28 protein-coding genes are annotated in these 23,357 nt (G+C 40.4%); 1 reads left to right on the top strand and 27 read right to left on the bottom strand.

The window, feature by feature from the left end; translation table 11 throughout:
* Positions 1-48 precede the first annotated feature (48 nt).
* The 9 genes from panD to LF822_RS02825 are packed head-to-tail and all read right to left on the bottom strand — an operon-like array spanning position 49 to position 6,995.
* A complete protein-coding gene (gene panD / locus LF822_RS02865) occupies positions 49-438 on the bottom strand; it encodes an aspartate 1-decarboxylase (protein ID WP_253922448.1) in 390 nt (129 codons plus the stop codon).
* A gap of 20 nt (positions 439-458) precedes the next feature.
* Positions 459-1,322 carry a pantoate--beta-alanine ligase gene (gene panC, locus LF822_RS02860; RefSeq protein ID WP_253922447.1) on the bottom strand — a complete coding sequence of 288 codons (864 nt, stop codon included), beginning with the start codon at positions 1,320-1,322 and terminating at the stop codon, positions 459-461.
* Positions 1,323-1,334: 12 nt separating this feature from the next.
* Positions 1,335-2,156, bottom strand: a complete 822-nt coding sequence (gene panB / locus LF822_RS02855; protein WP_253922446.1) for a 3-methyl-2-oxobutanoate hydroxymethyltransferase — start codon at positions 2,154-2,156, stop codon at positions 1,335-1,337.
* On the bottom strand, positions 2,146-3,141 hold the full coding sequence (locus LF822_RS02850; protein WP_253922445.1) for a biotin--[acetyl-CoA-carboxylase] ligase: 996 nt from the start codon (positions 3,139-3,141) through the stop codon (positions 2,146-2,148). The genes panB and LF822_RS02850 overlap by 11 nt, the downstream gene beginning before the upstream one ends.
* The gene (locus LF822_RS02845; RefSeq protein ID WP_253922444.1) at positions 3,117-4,304 is read right to left on the bottom strand and encodes a CCA tRNA nucleotidyltransferase; all 1,188 of its coding nucleotides are present in this window, start codon (positions 4,302-4,304) and stop codon (positions 3,117-3,119) included. The genes LF822_RS02850 and LF822_RS02845 overlap by 25 nt, the downstream gene beginning before the upstream one ends.
* The gene (gene bshA, locus LF822_RS02840; RefSeq protein ID WP_253922443.1) at positions 4,285-5,424 is read right to left on the bottom strand and encodes an N-acetyl-alpha-D-glucosaminyl L-malate synthase BshA; all 1,140 of its coding nucleotides are present in this window, start codon (positions 5,422-5,424) and stop codon (positions 4,285-4,287) included. Before bshA ends, LF822_RS02845 begins: the two co-directional genes overlap by 20 nt.
* Before the next feature lie 5 nt (positions 5,425-5,429).
* On the bottom strand, positions 5,430-5,843 hold the full coding sequence (gene mgsA / locus LF822_RS02835; protein WP_253922442.1) for a methylglyoxal synthase: 414 nt from the start codon (positions 5,841-5,843) through the stop codon (positions 5,430-5,432).
* 17 nt (positions 5,844-5,860) lie between these two features.
* A complete protein-coding gene (gene dapB, locus LF822_RS02830; RefSeq protein ID WP_253922441.1) occupies positions 5,861-6,661 on the bottom strand; it encodes a 4-hydroxy-tetrahydrodipicolinate reductase in 801 nt (266 codons plus the stop codon).
* Positions 6,654-6,995, bottom strand: a complete 342-nt coding sequence (locus tag LF822_RS02825; RefSeq protein WP_253922440.1) for a nucleotide pyrophosphohydrolase — start codon at positions 6,993-6,995, stop codon at positions 6,654-6,656. Before LF822_RS02825 ends, dapB begins: the two co-directional genes overlap by 8 nt.
* A 146-nt stretch (positions 6,996-7,141) precedes the next feature.
* On the opposite strand from LF822_RS02825, the gene LF822_RS02820 reads away from it, so the two are divergent.
* Positions 7,142-8,014, top strand: a complete 873-nt coding sequence (locus tag LF822_RS02820; protein WP_253922439.1) for a YitT family protein — start codon at positions 7,142-7,144, stop codon at positions 8,012-8,014.
* 40 nt (positions 8,015-8,054) lie between these two features.
* Here the strand turns inward: LF822_RS02820 and LF822_RS02815 are convergent, their stop codons facing one another.
* The 18 genes from LF822_RS02815 to ndk all read right to left on the bottom strand — a co-directional run bounded on the left by LF822_RS02815 (position 8,055) and on the right by ndk (position 23,310).
* Positions 8,055-8,729: a zinc metallopeptidase gene (locus LF822_RS02815; protein WP_253922438.1), complete on the bottom strand. Its 675-nt coding sequence runs from the start codon at positions 8,727-8,729 to the stop codon at positions 8,055-8,057.
* A 64-nt stretch (positions 8,730-8,793) separates the two neighbouring features.
* On the bottom strand, positions 8,794-9,486 hold the full coding sequence (locus LF822_RS02810) for a sporulation protein YpjB (protein WP_253922437.1): 693 nt from the start codon (positions 9,484-9,486) through the stop codon (positions 8,794-8,796).
* A 57-nt stretch (positions 9,487-9,543) separates the two neighbouring features.
* Entirely contained in the window at positions 9,544-10,125 is a 582-nt protein-coding gene (gene lhaT, locus LF822_RS02805) for a lipoprotein heptaprenylglyceryl N-acetyltransferase LhaT (RefSeq protein WP_253922436.1), read from the bottom strand.
* Positions 10,126-10,194: 69 nt separating this feature from the next.
* Positions 10,195-11,046 carry a menaquinol-cytochrome c reductase cytochrome b/c subunit gene (locus LF822_RS02800; protein WP_253922435.1) on the bottom strand — a complete coding sequence of 284 codons (852 nt, stop codon included), beginning with the start codon at positions 11,044-11,046 and terminating at the stop codon, positions 10,195-10,197.
* 29 nt (positions 11,047-11,075) lie between these two features.
* Positions 11,076-11,750 carry a menaquinol-cytochrome c reductase cytochrome b subunit gene (gene qcrB / locus LF822_RS02795; protein ID WP_253922434.1) on the bottom strand — a complete coding sequence of 225 codons (675 nt, stop codon included), beginning with the start codon at positions 11,748-11,750 and terminating at the stop codon, positions 11,076-11,078.
* A gap of 12 nt (positions 11,751-11,762) precedes the next feature.
* Positions 11,763-12,260 carry a QcrA and Rieske domain-containing protein gene (locus LF822_RS02790; RefSeq protein ID WP_253922433.1) on the bottom strand — a complete coding sequence of 166 codons (498 nt, stop codon included), beginning with the start codon at positions 12,258-12,260 and terminating at the stop codon, positions 11,763-11,765.
* A gap of 129 nt (positions 12,261-12,389) precedes the next feature.
* Positions 12,390-12,848 (bottom strand): DUF2487 family protein, encoded by a 459-nt coding sequence (locus LF822_RS02785; RefSeq protein WP_253922432.1) that lies wholly within the window; start codon positions 12,846-12,848, stop codon positions 12,390-12,392.
* Positions 12,849-12,934: 86 nt separating this feature from the next.
* Positions 12,935-13,501 (bottom strand): ReoY family proteolytic degradation factor, encoded by a 567-nt coding sequence (locus LF822_RS02780; protein WP_253922431.1) that lies wholly within the window; start codon positions 13,499-13,501, stop codon positions 12,935-12,937.
* 24 nt (positions 13,502-13,525) lie between these two features.
* The gene (locus tag LF822_RS02775) at positions 13,526-14,779 is read right to left on the bottom strand and encodes a tetratricopeptide repeat protein (RefSeq protein WP_253922430.1); all 1,254 of its coding nucleotides are present in this window, start codon (positions 14,777-14,779) and stop codon (positions 13,526-13,528) included.
* Positions 14,780-14,798: 19 nt separating this feature from the next.
* Positions 14,799-15,671 (bottom strand): hypothetical protein, encoded by an 873-nt coding sequence (locus LF822_RS02770; protein WP_253922429.1) that lies wholly within the window; start codon positions 15,669-15,671, stop codon positions 14,799-14,801.
* Between the two features lie 60 nt (positions 15,672-15,731).
* On the bottom strand, positions 15,732-17,021 hold the full coding sequence (gene aroA, locus LF822_RS02765; RefSeq protein WP_253922428.1) for a 3-phosphoshikimate 1-carboxyvinyltransferase: 1,290 nt from the start codon (positions 17,019-17,021) through the stop codon (positions 15,732-15,734).
* An 11-nt stretch (positions 17,022-17,032) separates the two neighbouring features.
* The gene (locus LF822_RS02760) at positions 17,033-18,133 is read right to left on the bottom strand and encodes a prephenate dehydrogenase (RefSeq protein WP_253922427.1); all 1,101 of its coding nucleotides are present in this window, start codon (positions 18,131-18,133) and stop codon (positions 17,033-17,035) included.
* On the bottom strand, positions 18,130-19,224 hold the full coding sequence (hisC, locus tag LF822_RS02755) for a histidinol-phosphate transaminase (protein WP_253922426.1): 1,095 nt from the start codon (positions 19,222-19,224) through the stop codon (positions 18,130-18,132). Before hisC ends, LF822_RS02760 begins: the two co-directional genes overlap by 4 nt.
* A complete protein-coding gene (gene aroH / locus LF822_RS02750; protein ID WP_253922425.1) occupies positions 19,214-19,600 on the bottom strand; it encodes a chorismate mutase in 387 nt (128 codons plus the stop codon). Before aroH ends, hisC begins: the two co-directional genes overlap by 11 nt.
* Positions 19,597-20,676, bottom strand: a complete 1,080-nt coding sequence (gene aroB, locus LF822_RS02745; protein ID WP_253922424.1) for a 3-dehydroquinate synthase — start codon at positions 20,674-20,676, stop codon at positions 19,597-19,599. The genes aroH and aroB overlap by 4 nt, the downstream gene beginning before the upstream one ends.
* Positions 20,676-21,842: a chorismate synthase gene (gene aroC / locus LF822_RS02740; RefSeq protein ID WP_253922423.1), complete on the bottom strand. Its 1,167-nt coding sequence runs from the start codon at positions 21,840-21,842 to the stop codon at positions 20,676-20,678. Before aroC ends, aroB begins: the two co-directional genes overlap by 1 nt.
* A 112-nt stretch (positions 21,843-21,954) precedes the next feature.
* Positions 21,955-22,725 carry a CheR family methyltransferase gene (locus LF822_RS02735; protein ID WP_253922422.1) on the bottom strand — a complete coding sequence of 257 codons (771 nt, stop codon included), beginning with the start codon at positions 22,723-22,725 and terminating at the stop codon, positions 21,955-21,957.
* A 138-nt stretch (positions 22,726-22,863) separates the two neighbouring features.
* Positions 22,864-23,310: a nucleoside-diphosphate kinase gene (ndk, locus tag LF822_RS02730; RefSeq protein ID WP_253922421.1), complete on the bottom strand. Its 447-nt coding sequence runs from the start codon at positions 23,308-23,310 to the stop codon at positions 22,864-22,866.
* Between the last annotated feature and the right edge of the window lie 47 nt (positions 23,311-23,357).

Below are 23,357 nucleotides of genomic sequence, written 5' to 3'. Positions count from 1 at the left end.
CATGTTGATTCAGATCTTATACAGAATACCAATGATCCCCTCAAGAATTTATTGTGGAATTGTAGTCATTGGCGGTTCTTCCTCAATCAATTCATTCACATGATTATTTTCATTCATAATAGCAATCTTAGGTTTAAAATCTGCCAGTTCCTCTTCACTTAACATAGCATAAGATACGATAATAATAATATCTTCAGGCTGAACAAGCCGGGCCGCAGCGCCATTTAAACAGACCATTCCGCTTCCCCTCTCTCCAGCTATCACGTATGTTTCCAGTCTGGCGCCATTATTATTATTAACGATCTGCACTTTCTCATGCGGCAGAATGTCTACTAAATCCATTAAATCCTGATCTATAGTTATACTGCCTACGTAGTTTAAATTTGCGTCGGTCACTCGTGCCCGATGTATTTTCGCCTTCATCATTGTACGAAACATGATGCTCCTCCTTGGACAAATCACATTGTTATACAGCCGTCCTTGTTTATTATGATATTATCAATCAACCGAGCCTTTTTGTAAAAAACGGCTGCAGCGAGAATCACCTGCTGGTCAATCTCCTCGATAACTTCCAGTTCAGGATAAGATAATAACTCAATATAATCTATTTTACCATGAGTTCTAGCTTCTAGGAACTGCCTCGTTTGTTCCACAATCTTCCCTGCAGTCTTTTCTCCTCTACAAAATAGGTCTTTACCAAACTCCAGAGCCTGGTGTATAGAAGGAGCTTCCATTCTTTCCCCGGAAGTTAGATTGACATTTCGACTGCTTTTAGCTAACCCATCATGCTCCCTTACGGTATCGACAGGGTTCAGCCTAATGGGGAAGTTAAAATCTTCTATCAGTGCATCCACGACTGCAACCTGCTGAGCATCTTTTTTGCCAAAATATGCGTTGTCAGGCTGGCAGATATTAAATAATTTTGTCAGCACCATCGCTACTCCTTCAAAATGCCCCGGTCTGCTTTTGCCGCATAGTACATCAGCTCTCCTTACTACAGAGATATTTAGTGAAAGCGGCCCGGGATACATCGTTTTTTCATTTGGCAAGAATACGAGATCGACTCCCAGTTCTTCAGCTTTATCAAGATCACGTTTTTCGTCTCTGGGATAAGCGTTTAAATCTTCGCTTTCACCAAATTGCAGAGGATTCACAAAAATAGTAAGCACGACGAAATCATTGTCTGTTTTTGCTTTCTCAATCAGGCGGATATGCCCTTCATGAAGATATCCCATTGTCGGCACAATGCCTATCATTCTGCCTTCCCTCTTCATTTTTAATACAGTTTGTTGAACGTTATTAATATTCTTAGATACTTCCATATAGATATCTCCTTATTGCTTTGGAAGCAATTTACCATCCATTGTAAATGTATGCTCTTCGGCCGGGAATTCTCCGGTTTTCACTTCCGTAACGTAAGTCTTCATGGCACTCTTGACTTCTTCATTGCTGTTAAAGTAATGCTTTGCGAATTTAGGCAGACGTTCCACACCATATTTTAGAATATCATGATAAACTAGAACTTGACCATCCACCTCTGCACCGGCCCCAATTCCAATGACAGGGATATCAAGCTGATTTGTGACAAGTTCGGCTAACTCCTTAGGTACGCACTCCAGTACCAAAGCAACAGCCCCTGCCTGCTGGATGCCTTTTGCATCTTCCACCATTTGAGAAGCTGATTCTTTTTCTTTTCCCTGCACTTTATAACCACCCAGTACATTTACAGACTGGGGTGTTAAACCGAGGTGGCCAATAACAGGTATACCTCCTGAAGTCAGCAGTTCTATCGTTTTTAGAACTTCACCAGCTCCTTCAACTTTTAGAGCCTGTGCCTCTGTTTCCTGAAACATTTTCTTCGCATTTCTTAACGAATCTTCCACTGATAGGTGATAGGACATAAAAGGCATGTCCACCACCACAAATGTATCTTTTGCTCCCCTTCTCACTGCTTTTCCGTGATGAATCATGTCTTCGATTGTAACGGGGATAGTGGAATTGTAGCCCAGTACTACCATACCCAGGCTGTCTCCGACTAATATCATATCCATACCTGCGTGCTCTGCCATCATAGCAGAAGGGTAATCGTAAGCAGTAACCATTGTAATCTTCTCATTTTCAGCTTTCATCTTCACCAGTTTTGATTTATTTAGCATTATATCCACCCTTTCCCCACTGGATTTCCGCAGAGTACAGCTTTTCTTCTTCCCCATTTATGTCTCTTGCTTTTAATGCTCCATCAGGTTCTATCCCAACCAGCACTGCGTCCCATTCTTTTCTCATCGTTTTTATCGTAACCTGCTCTCCTATCTTATAGCCATATTTCTCCCACACTGTTTTCACATGCTGAAATCCTTGAGTCATAAATTGATCATAGGTGATTTCAAACTGGTGCAGCAGATCCTGTATGGTATCAGTAATCGAACATTCTTGATCTGACTCAACTTTTAAAGAGGATGCTATATGCCTTAAATCCACTGGAATTTCATCTTCATTCTGGTTCACATTAATCCCAATCCCTAATACTACGTATTGGATTTGATCATGCTCTGCCTGCATTTCGGTAAGAATTCCTGAAACTTTTTTATGAGCCACGAGAATATCGTTAGGCCATTTTATTTGAGGAGTGACCTTAAACACTTTAGCGAACACTTCTGCCAGAACAGTAGCGGCTAACAGCGTTAGTTGTGGTGCTTGAACAGGCGCAAGGTCAGGACGCAGCAGAATGCTCATCCAGATTCCTTTTCCTTTAGGAGAATGCCATGGACGGGACATACGGCCTTTCCCTTTCACCTGCTCATCAGCTATAATTACAGTCCCGTGAGGCTTCCCCTGCTTAGCTAGCTGGTGGGCGATTTCCTGGGTGGAGTTAACTTCCTCGTAATGATATAGGTTATGGCCCAGCCACTTTGTGTTTAATCCCCACTGGACCGTGTTACCACTCACTTTATTTGGAGAAGAGAGAATGCGATAGCCTTTCCTCTGAAGGGCTTCAATTTTATAACCGTCCTTTTCCAGCTCCTTCATGTGTTTCCACACAGCCGTACGTGATATATCTAACTGCTCGGATAACTGTTGCCCGGATACATAGCCGTCAGCTTTATCCAACAATTGAATTAATCGGTTTCTGGTCGACTCCATGATTTTATCCATTCCTTTATTGCTGATTTTTCATTCGGGATTTGTCCTGTTGCTACGGCATGTTCAATTTCATATAAATATTCTCCTATCCACGGTCCTTTCTGAGATAGAGGAAATATATGGAATAGATCAAAAGCCTGAAAATTTAATTCCCGCCGTGAGTGAATAGGAAGACCCTCGTACACTGCTTTAAACTCTGCAGGATCCACCTTTAACCCTAAAGCGTTTAAAACATTTCCGAAGCTCTCAATAAGGTTAAAAGGCAGGTCATATAATACAGATTGAATAGGTTTATACTTATAAGAATCTACAGCTGATTTTAATTGTAAGGAATTCCTTTTTACTTGATTGGAAAGCTTCCAGTCTTTCACCCAATCCATAACGGTAAAAGTAGAAGCGTACTCACAATAAAAAGGGATAAGTTCCTTAAAACCGTTTAGTTTCACTTTAGGGATGTTCTCGATTTGATTAGGAGCATTTTTAAATACAGGTAAATAAATGTGTACTTTTAACTGTTTCATTAGTTGCAGCAGATAATGATACTCTTTACCCTCACACATTTTCTCAAATTCCACAGCCAGCCGTTCTACAGAGATCTTCGATAACAAGGAGGCTTGTTCCTTTATTGCCAGTTGAGTATCGTGATGGAGATTGAACCCTAATTGACTGGCAAAGCGTAAAGCTCTCATAATTCTAAGAGGGTCTTCATTGAACCTTTTATATGCTTCACCTACCGCTCTTACTTCATGGTTATTAAGATCTTCACGTCCGCCAAAAGGGTCGATTATTTCCAAATCTTTGTTTAATGCCATTGCATTAATGGTAAAATCTCGACGGGCTAGATCTTCTTCTATCGAGCGGACGAATGTGACTTCATCAGGGTGGCGGAAATCTTTATACCCAGCTTCTGTTCGGTATGTAGTGACTTCATAAGAGTCTGATGCATGACGCACAAGTACTGTACCGTGATCAATCCCCACAGGTATAACCTTGGGAAAAACCTTCATCATTTCTTCAGGTGTTAATGAAGTGGCTATATCCACATCTTCTACCGTAACTCCCAGAAGAGAATCGCGTACTGCTCCCCCTACAATATATGCTGTCCCACCGAACTTTTCAATCTTATCAATGATGTTAAAAGCCTTAGTTATTTTTACATTCACTCTTCATCACCTGATCATATAATTGCTCGTATTGTAAAACGATTGCTTTAGAAGCAAACTTCTCGGCAACTAAATTTTCTGCTGCCATTGAGAATTGTTTTAATTTTATTTCATCCTTAAGGAGGTTTACTGCTAAATGGGAAATGCCTTCAACATCTCCTAATTCACCGATATAACCAGTAACACCGGGCTGAATTACTTCTGGTATACCTCCCACATTCGTGCCTATACACGGCACCCCGCAGGACATCGCTTCAAGAAGTACTAGACCAAAGCTCTCTTTTTCTGATAGAAGTAATTTTAAATCAGAAATCGCTAAAAGCTCACTTACATTTTCTTGTTTCCCAAGAAACAAAACCTGGTCCTCTATATTCAATTCTTTTACAAGATTATAGCAATTCGAATATTCCGGCCCATCCCCTACGAGTAATAACTTACTCGGCATTTGTTTTGTAATTTCTGCAAAAACACATATGACATCCTCGACTCTCTTTACTTTACGAAAATTAGAAATATGAATAACGACTTTTTCTTCTTCGGAAATCCCGTATTGATCCTTAAGCGATGGGGTTTGAATCGGGTAATATTCACGTTCATCAACAAAATTATAAATCACTTCAATATCCTTCGTTGTGTCAAGCTGCTGCCTTGTCTGTTCAACCAGACTATGCGAAACAGCTGTAACTCGATCAGAATTGTCAATACCAAACCGGATCATACGCTTTAAGGTAGCGTCAATGCCAAGCACAGTAATATCTGTTCCGTGCAGAGTGGTAACAATCTTAACATCCCGGCTGCACATTTGCTTAGCAAGTATGGCCAATACAGCATGAGGCATAGCGTAATGAACATGTAATACATCTAATTGTTCACGATCAATCACTTCAGCCATTTTATTTGCCAGCGATAAATCATAGGGGGGATGCTGAAATACAGGATAGTTACTAACTTCCACCTCATGGTAAAAAATATTAGGATAAACACGATTTAAGCGAAAAGGGACTTGAGAGGTTATAAAATGAATTTTATGCCCTTGTTCAGCTAATAATTTTCCCAATTCTGTGGCTATCACTCCAGAGCCTCCGACTGTGGGATAGCAAGTGATTCCAATATTCGTCATTAGCCTTACACCTGATCTTTCATTTCTTTTTTATTCTTTCTCCAATTTATATCGCCTCGTTCTAAGGCTTTTATCATAATTTCTGCGCCTGCCATATTTGTTGCCACGGGAATTTGATGTACATCGCAAAGACGCAGAAGAGCAGTAATGTCTGGTTCGTGGGGCTGTGCGGTTAACGGGTCACGAAAGAAAATCACCATGTCCATTTCTTCATTAGCAATCTTTGCACCAATTTGCTGATCCCCTCCAAGAGGCCCTGACTGAAATCGGACGATGTCCAAACCGGAAGCTTCCATTATTTTCTTACCCGTAGTCCCTGTCGCATATAACTGGTGTTTTTTTAAAATGTCGCCGTAAGCTGTCGTGAAATTAATGATTTCAGGTTTCTTTTTATCATGTGCAATAAGTGCGATGTTCATCGTTTCGAGATCCTCCTTTAGTCAAGCAAATGTTCCAGCCCGTATACTAAAGTATCGAGTGAAATAACTTCTGTGACAGCTAGTTTAACACCAGACATAAATGATTCGCGGTGGTGGGAATCATGTTTAATAGTAAGTGTCTCTCCCAGGCTTCCAAAAACAACCTCCTGATGAGCAACGAGACCTGGCAGGCGGAGGCTGTGAATCCTCATACCGTCATAGTCTGCGCCTCTTGCACCTTCAATTGTTTCTTTTTCATTTTCATGTCCCTGCTTATGAGATTCTCTTTCTTCCTGAATCAGCTGTGCTGTTTTAACTGCAGTGCCGGACGGAGCATCCAGCTTTCGATCATGATGCTTTTCAATGATTTCTACATCCGGGAAATGCTTAGCTGCCCATTTGGAAAATTGCATCATCAATACTGCTCCTATTGCAAAATTAGGAGCAATGACTGTACCTAACTGCTTGTCTTCACTCAGACTTTTTACTTCCTTCAGCTGCTCTTCTGTAAAACCAGTCGTCCCGACTACAGGGCGGACATTGTGTTCTAAAGCGAGCTTTGTATGTTTATAGCCGAATTCTGGAGTGGTCAAGTCAATTAGAACGTCAGCTTCGACTTCTTGCAGACATACCTCTGCATCTGAATAGATGGGTGCATCCAGGTTAGGAAGGTTCTCGATCTCTCGAACGGACTTTCCGTCAAATTTACGATCGATGCATCCTGTTAATACTAACTGATCATCCTTTTCTATCATCCGGAGTGCCTCACTCCCCATTTTTCCTCTCGGCCCTGCTACAATACATTTAATTTCATTCATTATTTGTCTCTCCTTCCTTTCTCGTCCAGCGGTTTTTATCTCTTGTTTCAATTTTGCTGATAGACCGTTCAAACGCCTCAGATAAATTAATGTCTAATGAGTTAGCAAAACAAGTAAGAACAAAGAGAACGTCTCCTAACTCTTCTTCCAGCGCTTTCTCTATTTCGGATGATTTCTTTGGCTTTTCACCATACCTGTGGTTGACCTCTCTGGCCAGCTCCCCTACTTCTTCTGTAAGACGAGCCTGCAGGCTTAAAGGTGAAAAATACCCTTCTTTAAACTGCGATATGTAACGATCAACCCGATCCTGGATTTCCTGCGTGTCATATTTCAACTCTATTCCCCCTGAGTTATCTTGTTTTCTTATAGTAATGGTAGCCAAAAGGACGAGTTTTGACAAATTATTAGAACTATACTCATTGTAGGTTATAGTGGAAAACTTTATAATTATATTCGTTACAATAATTTGGAGGTGATAGTATGAGTATTTTTGGACTAAAGATAAAAAACATTGTCTTCATCTTGATCGGATCAGCCATTTTTTCTTTCGGACTCGTCCACTTTAACATCCAAAATGAGCTTGGTGAAGGTGGTTTTACAGGAATAACACTACTCTTATTATATCTCTTTAATTGGGATCCCGCTTTAATGAATATTCTTCTTAATATCCCAGTTTTATTTATCGGATGGAGGATTCTTGGCCGGACCACATTTTTCTATTCACTAATTGGGATTGTTTCGGTTTCTGTATTTATTCGTCTCTCCCAAATCTTTTTAATAGAAATCGATCTTGCTTCCGATCTCACCCTGGCAGCACTTTTTGCAGGAGTTTGTATTGGGGTTGGCCTCGGGATTATTTTTCGTTACGGAGGAACGACAGGCGGTGTTGACATTATTGCTAGGCTGATCCATAAATATCTTGGCTGGAGTATGGGCCGGGCGATGTTCTTGTTCGATGCCCTCGTTATATTTACATCAATTATTACGTACTTAGATCATATAAAAGGAATGTACACCCTGGTAGCTGTATTTATCGGAGCGCGCGTCATTGACTTCATTCAGGAAGGAGCATACGCAGCAAGGGGAACAACTATTATTTCGGAGAAAAGCAAAGAAATTGCCCAGACCATCATGATTGAAATGGACAGAGGCGTCACTGTACTGGAGGGGAGAGGATCCTTTACAGGAGCACGCAGAGACGTTCTATACTGCGTTATTGCCAAAAATGAAATAATACGTCTTCGTCACCTTATTGAACAAATTGATCCCCACGCTTTTGTAGCGGTAAGCCATGTTCATGAGGTGACGGGAGAAGGATTTACATTAGACGAAAATAAAATGCCGTTAACTTAAAAAAACTCCCGCTTTGAGAAATCAAAGCGGGAGTTTTAAATTATTCTTCGTTCATCCCCATGAACATAAAGATAAAACGGAGTAATTCAGCAAGAGCTACAAGAGCACCAGCTACATAGGTAAATGCCGCAGCATTTAAAACCTTCTTCGTTTTACGTTCTTCATCGTTCCTTATAACTCCGGTCGAAACCAGCTGTCCCATAGCTCTGTTAGAAGCGTCAAACTCTACTGGAAGAGTGACGAACTGAAAAAGAACAGCAGCTGCGAAAAACACAATCCCAATCAGTAGCAATCCCTGCATTTGTAAAAGCATTCCGCCAAGAATTAAAAAGATTGACGTGTTTGAGCCAAAACTAGCAGCTGGAACTAACGCACTTCTGAACTTTAAAAATGCATACTCTTCTGCATCCTGAATGGCGTGGCCGACTTCGTGGGCTGACACTGCCGCGGCAGACATTGAGCGGCCGTGGTAGTTATCTGAAGAAAGCCGAATTACTTTTTTTCTAGGATCATAGTGGTCAGACAGCATTCCTTTTGTCTCTTCAATTCCTACATCAAAAATCCCGTTGTCATTGAGTATTTTTCGAGCAACCTCAGCTCCTGTCATTGAAGAAGAAGTTGGTACTTTTGAATACTTTTTATACGTACGTTTAACCTTCGAAGATGCCCATATCGGCACCAACAGAATAATCGCAAAATAAATGATTATCTCCATTTATATTCCTCCATCTTAGATGTGAACTGGTATAGGTCAATTTTAGTCAAATAACTCAAAAAAATCAACTATTAAGCTTTTGTTTTTTCCGCTGTTGAGCCTTTTCTGCTTTATACTTTCTATAACCTACATATGCCAGGGTTACTATAATCGTTCCACTTATAATAGCAGCTGTCCAAATAAATGCATCGTAAGTTCTCTCAGTTTCTTCGGGAATCAATTCCTTCAAATAATATAATACGGTCTGCTGACTATTAAGCGTATTACTCTGATAATAATTTTCAAGTGCATTGCTTACACTTTCAACATCAGCCTCAGGAAAAGTAATCCCTATTACAGGGGACAAACTTGTCCATTCATCCATAACAATAGTTCGATCTGCATCAGAGTTTTCAACTAATAGTTGAATCTCTTTCAGTTTCTCTATGACAGCCTTCTCTTCATCTGATGTCAGGGAGAATTCAAAGAATTGAATCAATGATTGAGCCTCGTAGGAATCCCGTTTAACATTCTCTGCAAGCTGATCAAAAGTCTCTCTATGAGCAGGTGATCTCTCTTCATAGTAAACAGCTAAATCTTCATATCGATTTTCCAGCATCTTTTCGGCCAATTCATATTTTCCGTCTGCAATTAGATAGGTGTATTGTGCAACGAAAGCAGACCAATCCTTGTCCTTTGTATCGGCAGAAACCCATTGACTGTATGCAAACATAAAACCTAGTAACGTAAGGCTTACAATGAGAACAGCTCGTCCCATACAGACTCTCCCCTTCTACTTCTATCTTAATGATATTGTATGAGGGGGAATGCTGAATTAGACCGTACTTCTCTTTCCTGCAAACAAAAAAGCAATCGCGATAGAGACTACACTAAGCCAGAATGTAAAGTACCCAATTGCATTTATGTGCTCCATAATAGCAGGATATACAGGCATCTGTTCATATACATAGTCAATTACATCATTATGAAGGGTCCATACTCCTGCAACAGCCACATGACGGAATTTTAATTTGTAATAAGGCGCATACAACAAGCCTTGTACGGCCATAGCACCATGGGAAACTACCAGCATATAGCCTGTCCATGGAAGCGCTCCATATTCCATGAAAGTCAATCCATTCATTACAACGGCCCATATGCCATATTTAAATAGTGTGACCAAAGCGAGCGCTTCGATGTAAGGAATATTTTTGTTAAATATGTAAAAAAACAAAAATATTGTAAAGAATAAACTGGCTGTTGGACTATCTGGTACAAATATTAAAAAAATAGGATCCGTTATTTTAAGTTGGGATTCGTACCAGATGTACCCATATATTGTGCCTGCTAGATTAATGAGGAACAGAGCTATGAGAAAGCTTCGTTGATTTAAAATGTATCCTGCCAGCGCCTTCATAATAATCCTCCAATGATAAAATAAGCCGTGCTCCGAAGGAAGGGCACGGCTTATTTATAAGCAATTATGTTATTCTTCTTCAGATTCCTCTTCTTCGCCTGAACCTTCCTCTTCAGAGTCTCCTTCTTCACCTTCAGAGTCCTCTTCTTCTTCACCAGTAGGGTTCGTTACGAATGCAGCAAGATCCTCAAGTTCCTCTTCAGAACCTTCAAAGATTCCCTCCGGCATTTCTCCAATACCATTTTGAGCAATCTCTTTAATCTGATCTTCTGGCAGTTGTGTATCAAGCAGTGCCGGGTAGCTTCCCGTACCTTCAAGGTTTCCGCCATGACAGCTGGCACAGTTATTTTCATAAATTTCGTAGCCGGCGGATTCTGTGTCAATTTCAATTTCTTCAGCTTCCATGCTGACGCCGTACTCCTCATCACGCTCAGCGTAGTCTACTTCTGATACAGATTCATAAGTAAGCCAGAACGTAGCGATAAAACCTAGCATCATAAGTCCAACTGCAATTGGACGTTTGTGCGGACGACGCTCAGGTCCTCTATCAAGAAACGGTGCAAGCAGTAAAGCTCCAAATGCTATACTTGGTGCAATAATTGCCCCAAAGACGATAAAGTCTCCACCAGCATATTGATACTTTAAAAATTGGTATAAAAATAAGAAATACCAGTCAGGCAGCGGAATGTAACCAGCATTGGTTGGATCAGCCTGCTGCTCCAGCGGTGATGGGTGAGCGGCAGTCAAAATTAAGAAACCAATAAGGAAAACCGAACCTACCAACCATTCTTTAAGAAGGAAGTTAGGCCAGAATGCTTCCGTACGCCCAGGGTATTCTGAATAATCTTTTGGTAAATTGGCTTTTTGTTCAGCGGTAATCCGAGAATCACCGACAAACTTCATACCTTTTCCCCTATGCACAGCTTTCCCTCCTTTACATCATTTCCATTTTATAGTGGACCGGAAATTCCTTGCTTTCGAATTAATATAAAGTGAGCACCCATTAACCCAAAGAGTGCTGCAGGCAGGAAAAACACGTGAATAGCAAAGAAACGTGTCAGCGTCTGAGCTCCTACAATTGTCGGATCTCCTGCTAAAAGTGATCGTATCATATCGCCTATAAGCGGGGTCGCAGCCGCGATTTCAAGCCCTACCTGAGTTGCGAAATAAGCTTTATTATCCCACGGAAGTAAGTAACCTGTAAATCCTAGGCCAAGCATGACGAAGAATAAAAGTACACCTACGATCCAATTCAATTCACGAGGTTTTTTATAAGCTCCCTGGAAAAACACACGTAAAGTATGTAGAAATAACATGACGATAACAAGACTTGCTCCCCAGTGATGCATCCCACGAACGATCTGTCCATAGGCTACTTCTCTCTGTAAGTAGTAAACAGATTCCCAAGCATTCTCAATATCAGGTACGTAATACATTGTTAAAAACATGCCTGATAAAATTTGAATTACTGTAACAAAGAATGTCAAGCCACCAAAACAATAAACAAATGCTGAAAAGTGGTGGGCAGGGTTGACATGCTCGGGCACTTCGTGGTCGGCGATATCACGCCATAATGGTGTGATGTCTACGCGCTCATCGACCCAATCATAAATTCTCTGTAGCATGATTTACGCCCCCTATCTATCTTGTTCTTGTCCAAGGTACAACATACCTTCTTCTACTTTATGGTCGAATAAAGGCAGCGGTGCAGTAGGCGGAGTGCCAGGCACATTGACTCCATCCTTTGTGTAACGGCCAGCGTGGCAAGGACAGTAAAACTGGTCAGGATACTCTTCGTTGGATCCCCAATCGACTGTACAGCCTAAATGAGTACAAATTGGTGATAAAGCAACAATTTCGTCATCCTCTGTGCGGTACACCCATGCCGTTTTTTGTACCTCTGATTCATACCAACCATCAACTTGATCAACAATCCACTCAAATCTTTGCGGTTCGTTTGTAATCTCATCAACTGATGCAACAGATTGAAAATCACCAGCAGCAGATGGTTTCAGCACAGGATCGATGGCAAATCTTACCATCGGCGCCAGCATACCTGCTGCCATAAAACCACCCACACCTGTCAATGTGTAGTTTAAAAATTGACGACGGGATACTCTTTGTTTATCGCTCATTCTTTTCCCCCCTCTATGCTGTAATCCATGCGACATGGATCGGTTACATACAGTTTACTAGGACATTACTATGATAGCGCAATCTTATAGCCTGGTCAATAAAATATCGGAGTTATAGGAAAGTTTTAGCTATTCCCAATAAGCTTTAATAAGCTCACTCATTTGAAGGACCTGCTCCTTAACATAAGATCTTGTTTCTGAAGAATGCAGGTTTCTATCACTCATGCTCGGTATCCATAGCAGATGCCCTTTCAATTCTTTTTCCCATCTCTTCCATTTTGTATCAAAAGTAAATAAAAATACATGAGCAGCCGGCTGATTATTAAATTTTTCTATCCATTGGTTGATTCTCCGTATTTCTTCCTCATAGTTTTCTGCTATGTAATTGTAGTCAGGTGCAAGTAATATACGCCCCCTGTAATCTTTCTCTAATAAATGCGTAGTCAAGTGATTTAATTCTCTTTGAAACGCCCCATTCACTATAGTACTATCAACCTCAGTGTACAGGGGAATAAGAGGAATAACCAGAGTATCCACATATTCCTTCTCTAAAACATAAAGTTCCATATCTGATTTAGTCCACTGCATAAAAAATTATTCCCTCCCTTACTTACTTTAGTCTATTTTACTAAAAATAAACAAAAAGAAAAGCTAAGAGGAGATATTCCTCTTAGCTATTCGACCTTAGTATATCGTAAAGCTTCTTTTACTTTCATTAATTCACCGGCAAGCTCTTTGAACAGGGTCTGATCTCCACTTTGAAGCGACTGATCAATTTGGCTTTCGAGCTGGGTTTTCTTAAATACAAGCAGGCTAATCGAAAGTAATTGTTCGACTTCTTCCCGATCATTCTCATTTACGTAATGATCTTTAGGTAAATAAGGGTTTTCTTCAAGTACGAGTGCATACATAGAACATTGATGGGCGTTTTCAAAATTCATTTGAATGTAGATTGGTTCCTCCTGATTCATCCTTAAGTCATGAAACGATTTCTCTGCGTCGTTTGTCATCACTTGACCTTTATAAAAACGGAATGGCGGATCTTTGACACCCTGAGCTGTAATTTCCATACCGCGTGGACATAACTTTACATCTTCAACGAAACACACTGATGAGAGCAATGATTCATGATTCATTAAATAGTTAAGAATCCATACACTTTCTCGCTTCTTTAGTTGATAATGATTTAAGAACCAACGGACAAATTCTTTTTTTTCATTAACAGAGATCGGTGTTTCCATAGGCGCCCCTCCTGCGCTTTTTAATTACATGTCTTTTAATCGATGAAGAAATTCTTCCACTTCAGTGTTGGACGGTTCAATTGCTAAATATTCCTCCAGCACCTGCTGACCTTCTTTCATTCTTCCTTCCTCAACTAAGAAATATCCATATGACTTAAGGAATACGTCATCCTCTTTAAGTGAAGGGTAAGCATTCTGGTAATGCTCTAAAGCTTGTTTATATTCTTCCTCTTCCTCATAAGCTTTAGCCAGTTCAAACAAATAATACGGATCTTCTTCGCCCAACGTAAGAAGCTCGGTAATTAATTCTATGATGGATTCTTGGTCAGCATCACTTTTAAAATTTTCAATTAAGAATAGAACTGCTTCTTTATATCCTGGATCAAGAGCAACGGCTTCTCTCATGTAACGATAACCCGCTTCTTTATCACCAAGCTTGTGTGCCAAAGTTCCTACTAAATGATAAAGTTCTTTGTTATATTCATCCTTAGCCAGACCTTTCTCAGCCATATTCAAGGCCTCTTTAGGCATACCTTCTGTTTCATATGCCTGCGCAAGCAGCGGGTATACCGACTGATAATAAGGATCGTTATCAATGAGACGCTCCCACACATGAATGGCAATATCGTTACGCAGTGCCTGATAAGCTACGAAACCGTAGCGGAAAAGTACATCAGCATGATCCTCTTCTACTTTTTCGTAGTATTCTAAAGACTTCTCAAACTCTCCTGTAGCAGCATAAGATTCAGCAAGTCGTGTAGCTACTTCTATATCCGCAATAACAGGCTGATGATGCATCGCATTCTCGTAGAATGGGAGCGATTTGTTGTATTCGCCATTTGAAAAAGCCAGTTCGCCAAGAGCAAAGTCGATTACAGCTTCATTCGGCTCAAGCTGCTTAGCGGTTAATAGTTTTTGTTCAGCAACTTCAAAAAGTCCCTGAGATTGATAGAGATCAGCTAATTGAAGAAGGGATTCTAAATATCCTTCGTCTTCAGGGGTGAATTCATTAAGAAGACTGATTGCATCTTCATCTTCATTCAAATCGATGTGTATTTCAGCCATCATCACTTTCAGTTCAGCTTCTTTAGGATAACGCTGAATTAATTCCTGAAGGATCATCTTTGCTTCCTCCAGCATTCCCCACTGAATATATAGTTCTGTAATCGTAAAGCGTTCCTCTTCATCCGCTTCCGGCAAATATTGCTGTAGTATTGAAATGGCTTCTTCAGATTTATCTGCTTCCATTGCCTGGATCGCTTTATGAATTTCCTCCATATTGACTTCCTTTCAGCATTTAAACAAAATGTTTGTAAATTGAACTTTTAAAAAATAACCCTTTTAGGTTATGTGCTGTTACTTGTCTCACCTGGGTTACCTTCCCTCTCATTACAGTAACAGCAGGAACAGTTTCATGATATAAGAAATTCATATCTTCATCAATTAAACCGTTTGATGATTGTTCGTATAAATTATAATCAGCGTAAGCCTTAGGTCTTAGAGTTCCTTTGTATGGATAAATGCCACTGTCTTTTAAAGCTTGAAAGGATAGTCTTTCCTCACATATTGGTTGAGATAACCCTATAATACCATAATTACTAATAAGGTTTGTCCAAAACCTTTCGTTATTCATCTCACTATTTCTACTATTTCTGACACTATAAGTTATTGGAATACGACGGTAGCTTTGAGCTTGAGCGATCCATCCCCACGGCACTTCATCAAACTGCTCTAAACTCTCTGCATCTACAATAATGAAAGGTGCTTTCTCTTTTGCAAAATAACGAATTATGTCTGGATGAAGAACTTGAGAAGAAACTCGAGGTACAATCATGAAATCAACATGCAGGTTCTTCAGCTTTTCAATCAGCTGTTTGTACTCCAGTTTAAATTGGTATCTTGAATTAATAAAAAACTGAACCAGAAGTAAGGTGCATCCTTTTTTCATGTAGGAGTAACTAAGATCCTCAGGTGAAGGAGAGCGGCTTAAGGGGAAGGAAATATCGAGCATCACGTGGCCGGGAGCGATAACATATTTGTTTACATTCATATTTAACAGGTGACTATAGGCTTCTGTCGGTTCGAGAAATTTGTCTTTATTTACGAATAGTTCTCCATAAAAGCTTTGATTATTTTCATACATGATGCCATGAAACCAGTGAGCTCTCATACGATAACCCTCCATCAGGCTTTTTATATCGTATGAGAGCTTTAATTAATCTATGAATCCTTATTTACAAACCTTGTCCAAATGTTCAAAGAAACCAGGATATGAAATGTTTATGCAGTCCTTATCTTCAATTGTAACCGGTCCTTCAGCAATAATAGATGCAACAGCACCCATCATACCAATACGGTGATCACCATAGGAGTGCACTATACCAGATGTAAGCTCTGTCTTTCCATTAATAATCATTCCGTCCTCTGTAGCTTCAATGTCGGCTCCTAAACTACGTAAATTAGTCACAACCGCTTCAATTCTGTCCGTTTCCTTCACCTTTAATTCTTTAGCATCTTTAATGTGGGTTGTACCCTCGGCCTGAGTTGCAGCAAGAGCCAGGATAGGAATTTCATCAATCAAGTTAGGGATCAACTCCCCTTCAAATGTGCAGCCTTTAAGCTCACTTGACTTGACATGTACCCGTCCAACTGGTTCGTGGCCAATTTTTTCTCCCTGCTCTACGTCAATGTCAGCTCCCATCCTATCAAGAGCAGTTATTATCCCGTCCCTTGTTGGATTTAAACCTACATTTTCAATAGTAATAGAACTGTTAGGTGCTACCGCTGCAGCAACTAGGAAAAATGCAGCGGAAGAAATGTCTCCCGGCACCTTTAAATCCGATGCTTGAGGTTGCTGATTACCTGGTATAGTTAATTTACTACCTTGTTTTTCTAAAGTAATGCCATACTGGGACATCAGCATTTCGGTATGATTTCTTGTAATTCCTTTTTCGTAAACGACCGTGTCACCTTCCGACAGCATACCAGCCAGCAGCAGTGCTGATTTTACCTGGGCACTTTTTACATTCATCTCAATTGTCGTGCCCTTTAATTTTTTACCATTAAAAGCTAAAGGCAAGTATTTAGCATTGTCGCGGCCTATGATCTCAGCACCCATTTCTGATAAAGGGCCGACTACTCTGTCCATTGGGCGCTTCGAAAGGGAAGGATCGCCAAAAGCCGTACTAAAGAAAGGAAGCGCGGATAACACTCCGCTCAGTAAACGGGCGGTTGTCCCGGAATTCCCGAAGTTAATCGGATTTACAGGTGACTGAAGGGCTTTTATTCCCTTCCCGTGTACGATCACATTTGTCCCATTGCGTTCAATATCTACCCCAAGCTCTCTAAAAGCCTGAATTGTACGAAGGCAATCTTCACCATCCAAAAAATTTTTAATATGTGAAGTTCCTTCGGCTAATCCAGAAAAAATGATAGATCGATGAGATATCGATTTATCGCCAGGAACGGATAACGTTCCACTTAAACCTTTTGAAGCAGGCAGTAATTTTACTTGCGTCATCAATGTCCCCCCTATTCTTCTATCATGACTTCATACCCTCTAGTGGATAAGACGTCATAACTCGATTTTTGTTCTTTGCTGGTAGAAAAGCTTATGCGCAAAACCCCGGTTATTCCTTCTCTTATCTCAAGGATCTCAATATTTTTAATACTGATATCCGCTTCCGCTAATTGTTGAATAACTTTGTAAATCGCTCCTGGCTGGTCATGAATATCCACATATAAGTCATAAAAGGCAGGAATAGCTCCTTTTTCTTTTACAGGGAGACCGTCACGATACTTCTTCGCCTGAAGCAGATAGTTATAAGTAAGCTGAGCTTCCTGTTCCTGTAAAAGACCCTGAAGCTCCTGCATTTCATCTATCCAGTCACCAAGCATCTGTATGAGAAGCTTACGGTTTTGAAAAAAGATGTCCTGCCATAATTTAGGATTGCTTGAGGCAATTCTAGTGATGTCCCTGAATCCGCCTGCAGCTAAATGTTCCAGGTAAGGATGCGTTTTCTGCCACTCTTTGGCCTGGTGCACAAGTGATGATGCAATTAAATGGGGAAAATGAGAGATTACTGCAGTCATTTCGTCATGCTCCTGAGTTGAGAGAGTCATAAACCTGGCTTTAGTTTCTTCAAACAATTCCTGAAGCCGGGAAGCCTGTACTCCATTTGAAGTTCTGCTCGGTGTCAGTACATATATAGCATTTTCAAATAAATGAGGCTTTGCTGCTGAATAACCTTGCTTATGAGAACCGGCCATAGGATGGCCGCCGACAAAAGTAACTTTATCATTAGTCAGTTGATTGGCTGCTTCTAATACGTTATTCTTCACGGATGAGACGTCAGTTACGAGCAAAGGCTTATCAAGTTGAATTTCGTTTAATTGATTCAAGTAATTGATGGTTACAGAAATAGGCGTAGCCAGGATTAAAATATCCGCTTCCCGGCACCCGGAATAAAAATCCTCCGCTTCTTCGCTGATCACCCCTTGAATTTTAGCCATGTCCATAGTTTTTTGGTCAGGGTCGAGAGCAATCACTCTGCTATTCTTCTTCTTTGCAACGTTCATGGCCAGTGAGCCACCTATTAGACCAAGACCTACAATAAAAACAGTTTGATTCATTTAGTGATACCTATAATTCTTTCTTTAATTTCTGATTGTATAATTTCCATGTCTTCTTTTTTTCCAATGGTTAAGCGGATAGAATTTGGCAGACCCAGCGCTTCACCTGAACGCACTATAAACCCTTTGCTGAGCAGGTGTTCAAACATGACATCACCGCTCAGAGGAAGGTGTACCAATACGAAATTCGCTTCTGAAGGATAATAATCAAGGCTGTTCTCATCAAGGAACTCCATTAGTTTTCTTTTGTTAACAGCGTTCTCTTTAGTAGTTTCTATAATAAATTCCTGGTCATCAAGGGCTAATATAGCTGCAGCCTGTGCAATAGTTGACGTATTAAAAGGTTCCCTCGCCGGTTCCAGAGTTGACACAATTTCAGGACTCCCGACACCGTATCCAATACGCAGGCCGGCCAACCCATAGGCTTTAGAAAATGTGCGCAATACCAATAGGTTTTCGTACTGATTTAAAGCAGATAAGGAATCAAAGGCATCCTCTGCTTCCATATATTCATAATAGGCTTCATCCATTACAATCAACACGTGAGAAGGACAATTGTTTAAAACATGTTCAATTTCCTTGGCTGATAAATGAACGCCTGTAGGGTTGTTAGGCGTACACAACCATAATACCCTTGTATTCTCATCTACCTGCTCGAGCATCGTTGAAAGATCATGCCGCCCATTTAGCAAAGGAACCTCTCTTACTTCAGCTCCCTCTATTAACGCATTGTGCTTATACTGAGGAAAAGTTGGTGCTGCCATAACCGTATTAGCACCTGCTTCTAAAAACGTGCGGCAAATAATCTGGACAATTTCGTCGGATCCATTCCCAAAAATCAGCTGATCTTCTTTCACATTTAGAAAGTCAGCTGTTTTTTTCCGTAAAGCGGCCGCATAACCGTCAGGATACTTTTCCAGCTGCTTAATGAGCTTAGGAAGCTGTTTATTTACCTGCGGAGAAAACCCAAATGGATTTTCATTGGAAGCAAGTTTAACAATTTTGTCTAACCCATACTCTTTTTTCACTTCTTCAATTTGCTTCCCCGGCTTGTAAGGGCTCATACCTTTTAGTATTTCTTTAGCTTTCAAGACGATCACTCCTCACTTGCTCTAAATCAGGTCGTAATGCTTTAGCCCCGTAATGATATACATGCTTGACATCCTGTTGGGCTGTTGTTGAATTAACCGTCATCATCACACGAATACATTTGTGAAGGCTCTCAGGTACAGGAATTTCCTGCATGCACATAACGGGAACATAGGTCCAGCCCTTTATTTTCCGGAGGGATTTAGCCGGGAATGTGGCATTTAGATCCTCCGTAACACTGAACAGTACAGTAGCCACATCATCTGCCGAAACATTATTATTATTAATCATCTCTTTTACAAGCTCAAAGGAACGGTCTACGATCTCTTGAGCATCGTTACTATTAACCGTAGTAGCTCCTCTAATTCCTCTCATCAATGTTGACTCACCTCTTTTATAAAGTCAGTTAAATACCCTTTCAGCTCATCCTCCTCGACGGATTTAACTAAAGGTTGCCCTACAGATTTTAGAAGGACATAATGAAGCTGACTTTCAACTGTCTTTTTATCCCACTTCATGCGGGAAATTATTTTATCACTATCTATTTCTGCTGCAAGCTTTACGGGGTAATCATTATTTATCAGCCAATCACGGTATTTCCGCGTCGGCAGAGCAGCATCGACCTGTTTTTCACTCACACGGAGAGCAAACCATATCCCGATCGCTACGGCCTCCCCATGAGTAATTTGTCCATATCCTAACTCCGCTTCTAAAGCATGAGCCAGTGTATGACCTAAATTAAGGTGTTGTCTAATCCCCTGTTCTTTCTCATCCTTCTCTACGATATCCGCTTTTACCTGGATGCCTTTTGATAAGTAAAGATTTAACTTTTCGTTATTCATTGCAGATATTTCGGATTCTAATAATTCAGTGCACCAGGCAGGATCACTTAATAAAGCATGCTTGACCACTTCCCCAAAACCGGATCGTATTTCAGAAGGTGGCAGACTTAATAGAGTTTCTGTATCATAAATCACCTGTACAGGATTGTAAAAACAGCCGATTAAGTTCTTCCCCTGTGAATGATTAATAGCTACTTTACCGCCAACACTGCTGTCATGGGCTAGAATAGTGGTCGGCATTTGCAGAAAATCGACCCCTCTTAAATAAGTAGAAGCTGCAAACCCTGCTAGATCTCCAACCATTCCTCCGCCTAATCCTACAATTAAAGATTTTCTATCGAGTTTATTTGTGATACAAGTGTCGAGCAGACTGCTATACTGCTCCATACTCTTAGAAGCTTCTCCAGCTGGAACAATATGCTCAAAAACTTCAGTCTGACTTGAAAAAGCTTGTTTCACATCTTCCAGGTAAAGTGGCGCCACTTGATGATCAGTTATAATCAGTACTTTTTTGTACGTTTTATTCATAAGCCCCTCCAGTTGAAATCGAATAGAAGCTCCGATTTCAACATTATAAGAATGAGTAGAGGCATTAATTGTTATTTTTTCCATTAATATTCACGCACTTCTTCACGATAATCGTCTACCGCTTTCTTCAATCGAGGGAAATAGTCAGAAGGAAATTCTTCTGTAATAGCTTTTGCCAGTTCAAATGCTACAATATGCTCCATGACTACGGAAGCGGCAGGGACGGCACATGAATCCGAACGTTCGATACTAGCCTGGAACGATTCCTTGGACTCAATATCGACACTCTGCAGAGGCTTGTAGAGAGTAGGGATCGGTTTCATCACACCTTTTACTACAATTGGCATACCTGATGTCATGCCGCCTTCAAAGCCTCCAAGATTATTAGTACGTCTGTAATATCCCTTTTCTTTATCCCATAATATTTCATCATGTACCTGGCTGCCGTTCCGGCGGGCTGCTTCAAAGCCAATCCCGAACTCTACTCCTTTAAAAGCGTTGATACTCATAACAGCACCAGCTAATTTAGCATCCAGTTTACGGTCATATTGAACGTAAGAACCTATTCCTGCAGGCATCCCTTCTACATAAACTTCACAGACACCCCCAATAGAATCTCCCTCTTTTTTAGCAAAGTCGATCGCTTCCATCATTTTCGATGCGGCATCTTCATCAAATGTACGGACTGGAGATTCTTCCGAAATGCGCGCTCTTTCATGAACGTCTAACGTCTCGTCAACTTTACTGACAATCCCCGCTATTTCTCTCACATAACCTGCAACTTCTATTCCAAGCTCTTTTAAAAGCACTTTCGCAACAGCTCCTGCACCTACACGTGCTGCTGTCTCTCTGGCAGAAGAACGCTCTAACACGTTTCTCATGTCCCTATGGCCATACTTCATGCCGCCATTTAAATCAGCATGCCCTGGACGGGGACGGGAAATCGTACGTTTGACTTCTGTTCCTTCCGGCAGAGGGTTTTCACCCATTATATTTATCCAATGTTTAAAATCATCATTACTTACGACTAATGAGATAGGCGACCCGAGCGTATACCCGTGTCGCACTCCGCTGGTGATATCCACCAGGTCTTTTTCGATCTGCATACGTCGACCGCGTCCATAACCGCCCTGCCTTCTTATTAATGATTCATTTATCTGTTCTGGTAATAAAGGTAAGTGTGATGGTACACCTTCTATAATTGTTGTTAATTGTTTCCCATGAGACTCACCTGCTGTTAAATAACGCATGAGTAACGGCCCCCTAGTTTTAAAATTTATGTACTACTATATCATAAGCATAAAGCTTTGTGTCCTTTATATAGTCAATCTATTAAAAAAACGATATGTAAAAACTGGATTACTATATTTTTTGGTAAAAGAATGTATCGAATACATTAAAGTTATAATCTGTGGGTGTAAAGATCTGCTCCGTACTCCCAACGAAGAAAAAACCTTGATCTTTAAGAGATCGGCTGAACTTTTCATAAATTAACCGCTTAGCATCTTCTGTAAAGTAAATTAAAACGTTACGGCAAACAATTAAGTCATAATTTTCTCCGTAACTGTCCGATAGCAGGTTATGTTTCTTAAATGTAATGTTTTTCTTTAATTGAGGATTTATCTGATATCCATATTCTTTTTTATTAAAATATTTGGACACTACTTCTTTGGGAGCCTCTTTTAAAGCTCGATCCGGATAAATTCCAGTTTCAGCACTCTTTAATGCATTTTCGTCAATGTCTGTAGCTATGATTTCAAATTCTTGTGGTGACAAATATTTGTTAAGGAGCATAGCCAGTGTATAAGGTTCTTCTCCTGTAGAACAAGCGGCACTCCAAATTTTTAACTTTCCCCGTTTCTCCAATAAATGGGGAAGAACCTTTTCCTCCAGTACAACCCAGCGTTTTTGATTCCGGTAAAACTCGGAAACATTTATCGTTAAACGATCGAGCAGTTCATGGAATAACTCCCTGTTGTGCTGACAGGCTTCAAAATAACTAAAAAAATCCTGATAACCTCGTTTATCGCGTAAAGAAGTTAATCTTCTTTTCATTTGGGCTTCTTTATAAAAAAGCAGATCTATTCCAGATTTTCTTTTTAAATTCTGAACAAATACATCATAATCACTCATGATTCAACTACCCCTCGTCCAACTTCCTCTTTTACAGAGTAAAGCATTAAATTAATGCTGTAAAGTTCATTTTGACAAAATTAAAAAGCTACCTCAAGTGAGAACCCTTTACTGTTACTCACTTAAGATAGCTTTGACTTAATAGATCCAGGATAAATTATCCTTGTTGTAGTCGATCAGTTCTTTTTCATTAAAGAACAGACCGATTTCGCGTTCAGCACTCTGCTGTGAGTCTGATCCATGAATTACATTCTTTCCTACCGTTAAACCATAGTCGCCCCGTACAGTGCCTGGTGAGGCTTCTTGGGGATTTGTTGCCCCCATCATTTGACGTGCGGTTAAGATTACGTTTTCACCTTCCCACACCATCGCAAATACTGGTCCTGAAGTGATAAAATCAACCAACTCTTTAAAGAAAGGCTTGCCCTTGTGTTCGCCGTAATGCTCTTCAGCAAGGGAGCGGTCAATCAGCATCAGTTTGGCTCCTGCTAATTTAAACCCTTTGTTTTCAAATTTGGAAATAATTTGTCCTGTCAGGTTACGCTGAACTCCATCTGGTTTAATCATTAAAAACGTTTTTTCCATGGATAAACACCTCAGTTTATGTATTTGGAAGCGCTTTTATAAAGCAC

This window comes from Halobacillus sp. A5 (assembly GCF_024189315.1).
GTDB lineage: Bacteria > Bacillota > Bacilli > Bacillales > Halobacillaceae > Halobacillus_A.
Note: the sequence above shows the minus strand (reverse complement) of the source record. Positions and strands in the feature narration are given on the sequence as shown.

Excerpts from the sequence above, each read along its gene's own strand:
- panD (WP_253922448.1), bottom strand. The coding sequence starts at position 438 with ATGTTTCGTACAATGATGAAGGCGAAAATACATCGGGCACGAGTGACC.
- panC (WP_253922447.1), bottom strand. The coding sequence starts at position 1,322 with ATGGAAGTATCTAAGAATATTAATAACGTTCAACAAACTGTATTAAAA.
- panB (WP_253922446.1), bottom strand. The coding sequence starts at position 2,156 with ATGCTAAATAAATCAAAACTGGTGAAGATGAAAGCTGAAAATGAGAAG.
- LF822_RS02850 (WP_253922445.1), bottom strand. The coding sequence starts at position 3,141 with ATGGAGTCGACCAGAAACCGATTAATTCAATTGTTGGATAAAGCTGAC.
- bshA (WP_253922443.1), bottom strand. The coding sequence starts at position 5,424 with ATGACGAATATTGGAATCACTTGCTATCCCACAGTCGGAGGCTCTGGA.
- mgsA (WP_253922442.1), bottom strand. The coding sequence starts at position 5,843 with ATGAACATCGCACTTATTGCACATGATAAAAAGAAACCTGAAATCATT.
- dapB (WP_253922441.1), bottom strand. The coding sequence starts at position 6,661 with ATGAATGAAATTAAATGTATTGTAGCAGGGCCGAGAGGAAAAATGGGG.
- LF822_RS02820 (WP_253922439.1), top strand. The coding sequence starts at position 7,142 with ATGAGTATTTTTGGACTAAAGATAAAAAACATTGTCTTCATCTTGATC.
- LF822_RS02815 (WP_253922438.1), bottom strand. The coding sequence starts at position 8,729 with ATGGAGATAATCATTTATTTTGCGATTATTCTGTTGGTGCCGATATGG.
- LF822_RS02810 (WP_253922437.1), bottom strand. The coding sequence starts at position 9,486 with ATGGGACGAGCTGTTCTCATTGTAAGCCTTACGTTACTAGGTTTTATG.
- lhaT (WP_253922436.1), bottom strand. The coding sequence starts at position 10,125 with ATGAAGGCGCTGGCAGGATACATTTTAAATCAACGAAGCTTTCTCATA.
- qcrB (WP_253922434.1), bottom strand. The coding sequence starts at position 11,750 with ATGCTACAGAGAATTTATGATTGGGTCGATGAGCGCGTAGACATCACA.
- LF822_RS02790 (WP_253922433.1), bottom strand. The coding sequence starts at position 12,260 with ATGAGCGATAAACAAAGAGTATCCCGTCGTCAATTTTTAAACTACACA.
- LF822_RS02785 (WP_253922432.1), bottom strand. The coding sequence starts at position 12,848 with ATGCAGTGGACTAAATCAGATATGGAACTTTATGTTTTAGAGAAGGAA.
- LF822_RS02780 (WP_253922431.1), bottom strand. The coding sequence starts at position 13,501 with ATGGAAACACCGATCTCTGTTAATGAAAAAAAAGAATTTGTCCGTTGG.
- LF822_RS02775 (WP_253922430.1), bottom strand. The coding sequence starts at position 14,779 with ATGGAGGAAATTCATAAAGCGATCCAGGCAATGGAAGCAGATAAATCT.
- LF822_RS02770 (WP_253922429.1), bottom strand. The coding sequence starts at position 15,671 with ATGAGAGCTCACTGGTTTCATGGCATCATGTATGAAAATAATCAAAGC.
- aroA (WP_253922428.1), bottom strand. The coding sequence starts at position 17,021 with ATGACGCAAGTAAAATTACTGCCTGCTTCAAAAGGTTTAAGTGGAACG.
- LF822_RS02760 (WP_253922427.1), bottom strand. The coding sequence starts at position 18,133 with ATGAATCAAACTGTTTTTATTGTAGGTCTTGGTCTAATAGGTGGCTCA.
- aroB (WP_253922424.1), bottom strand. The coding sequence starts at position 20,676 with ATGGAAAAAATAACAATTAATGCCTCTACTCATTCTTATAATGTTGAA.
- aroC (WP_253922423.1), bottom strand. The coding sequence starts at position 21,842 with ATGCGTTATTTAACAGCAGGTGAGTCTCATGGGAAACAATTAACAACA.
- LF822_RS02735 (WP_253922422.1), bottom strand. The coding sequence starts at position 22,725 with ATGAGTGATTATGATGTATTTGTTCAGAATTTAAAAAGAAAATCTGGA.
- ndk (WP_253922421.1), bottom strand. The coding sequence starts at position 23,310 with ATGGAAAAAACGTTTTTAATGATTAAACCAGATGGAGTTCAGCGTAAC.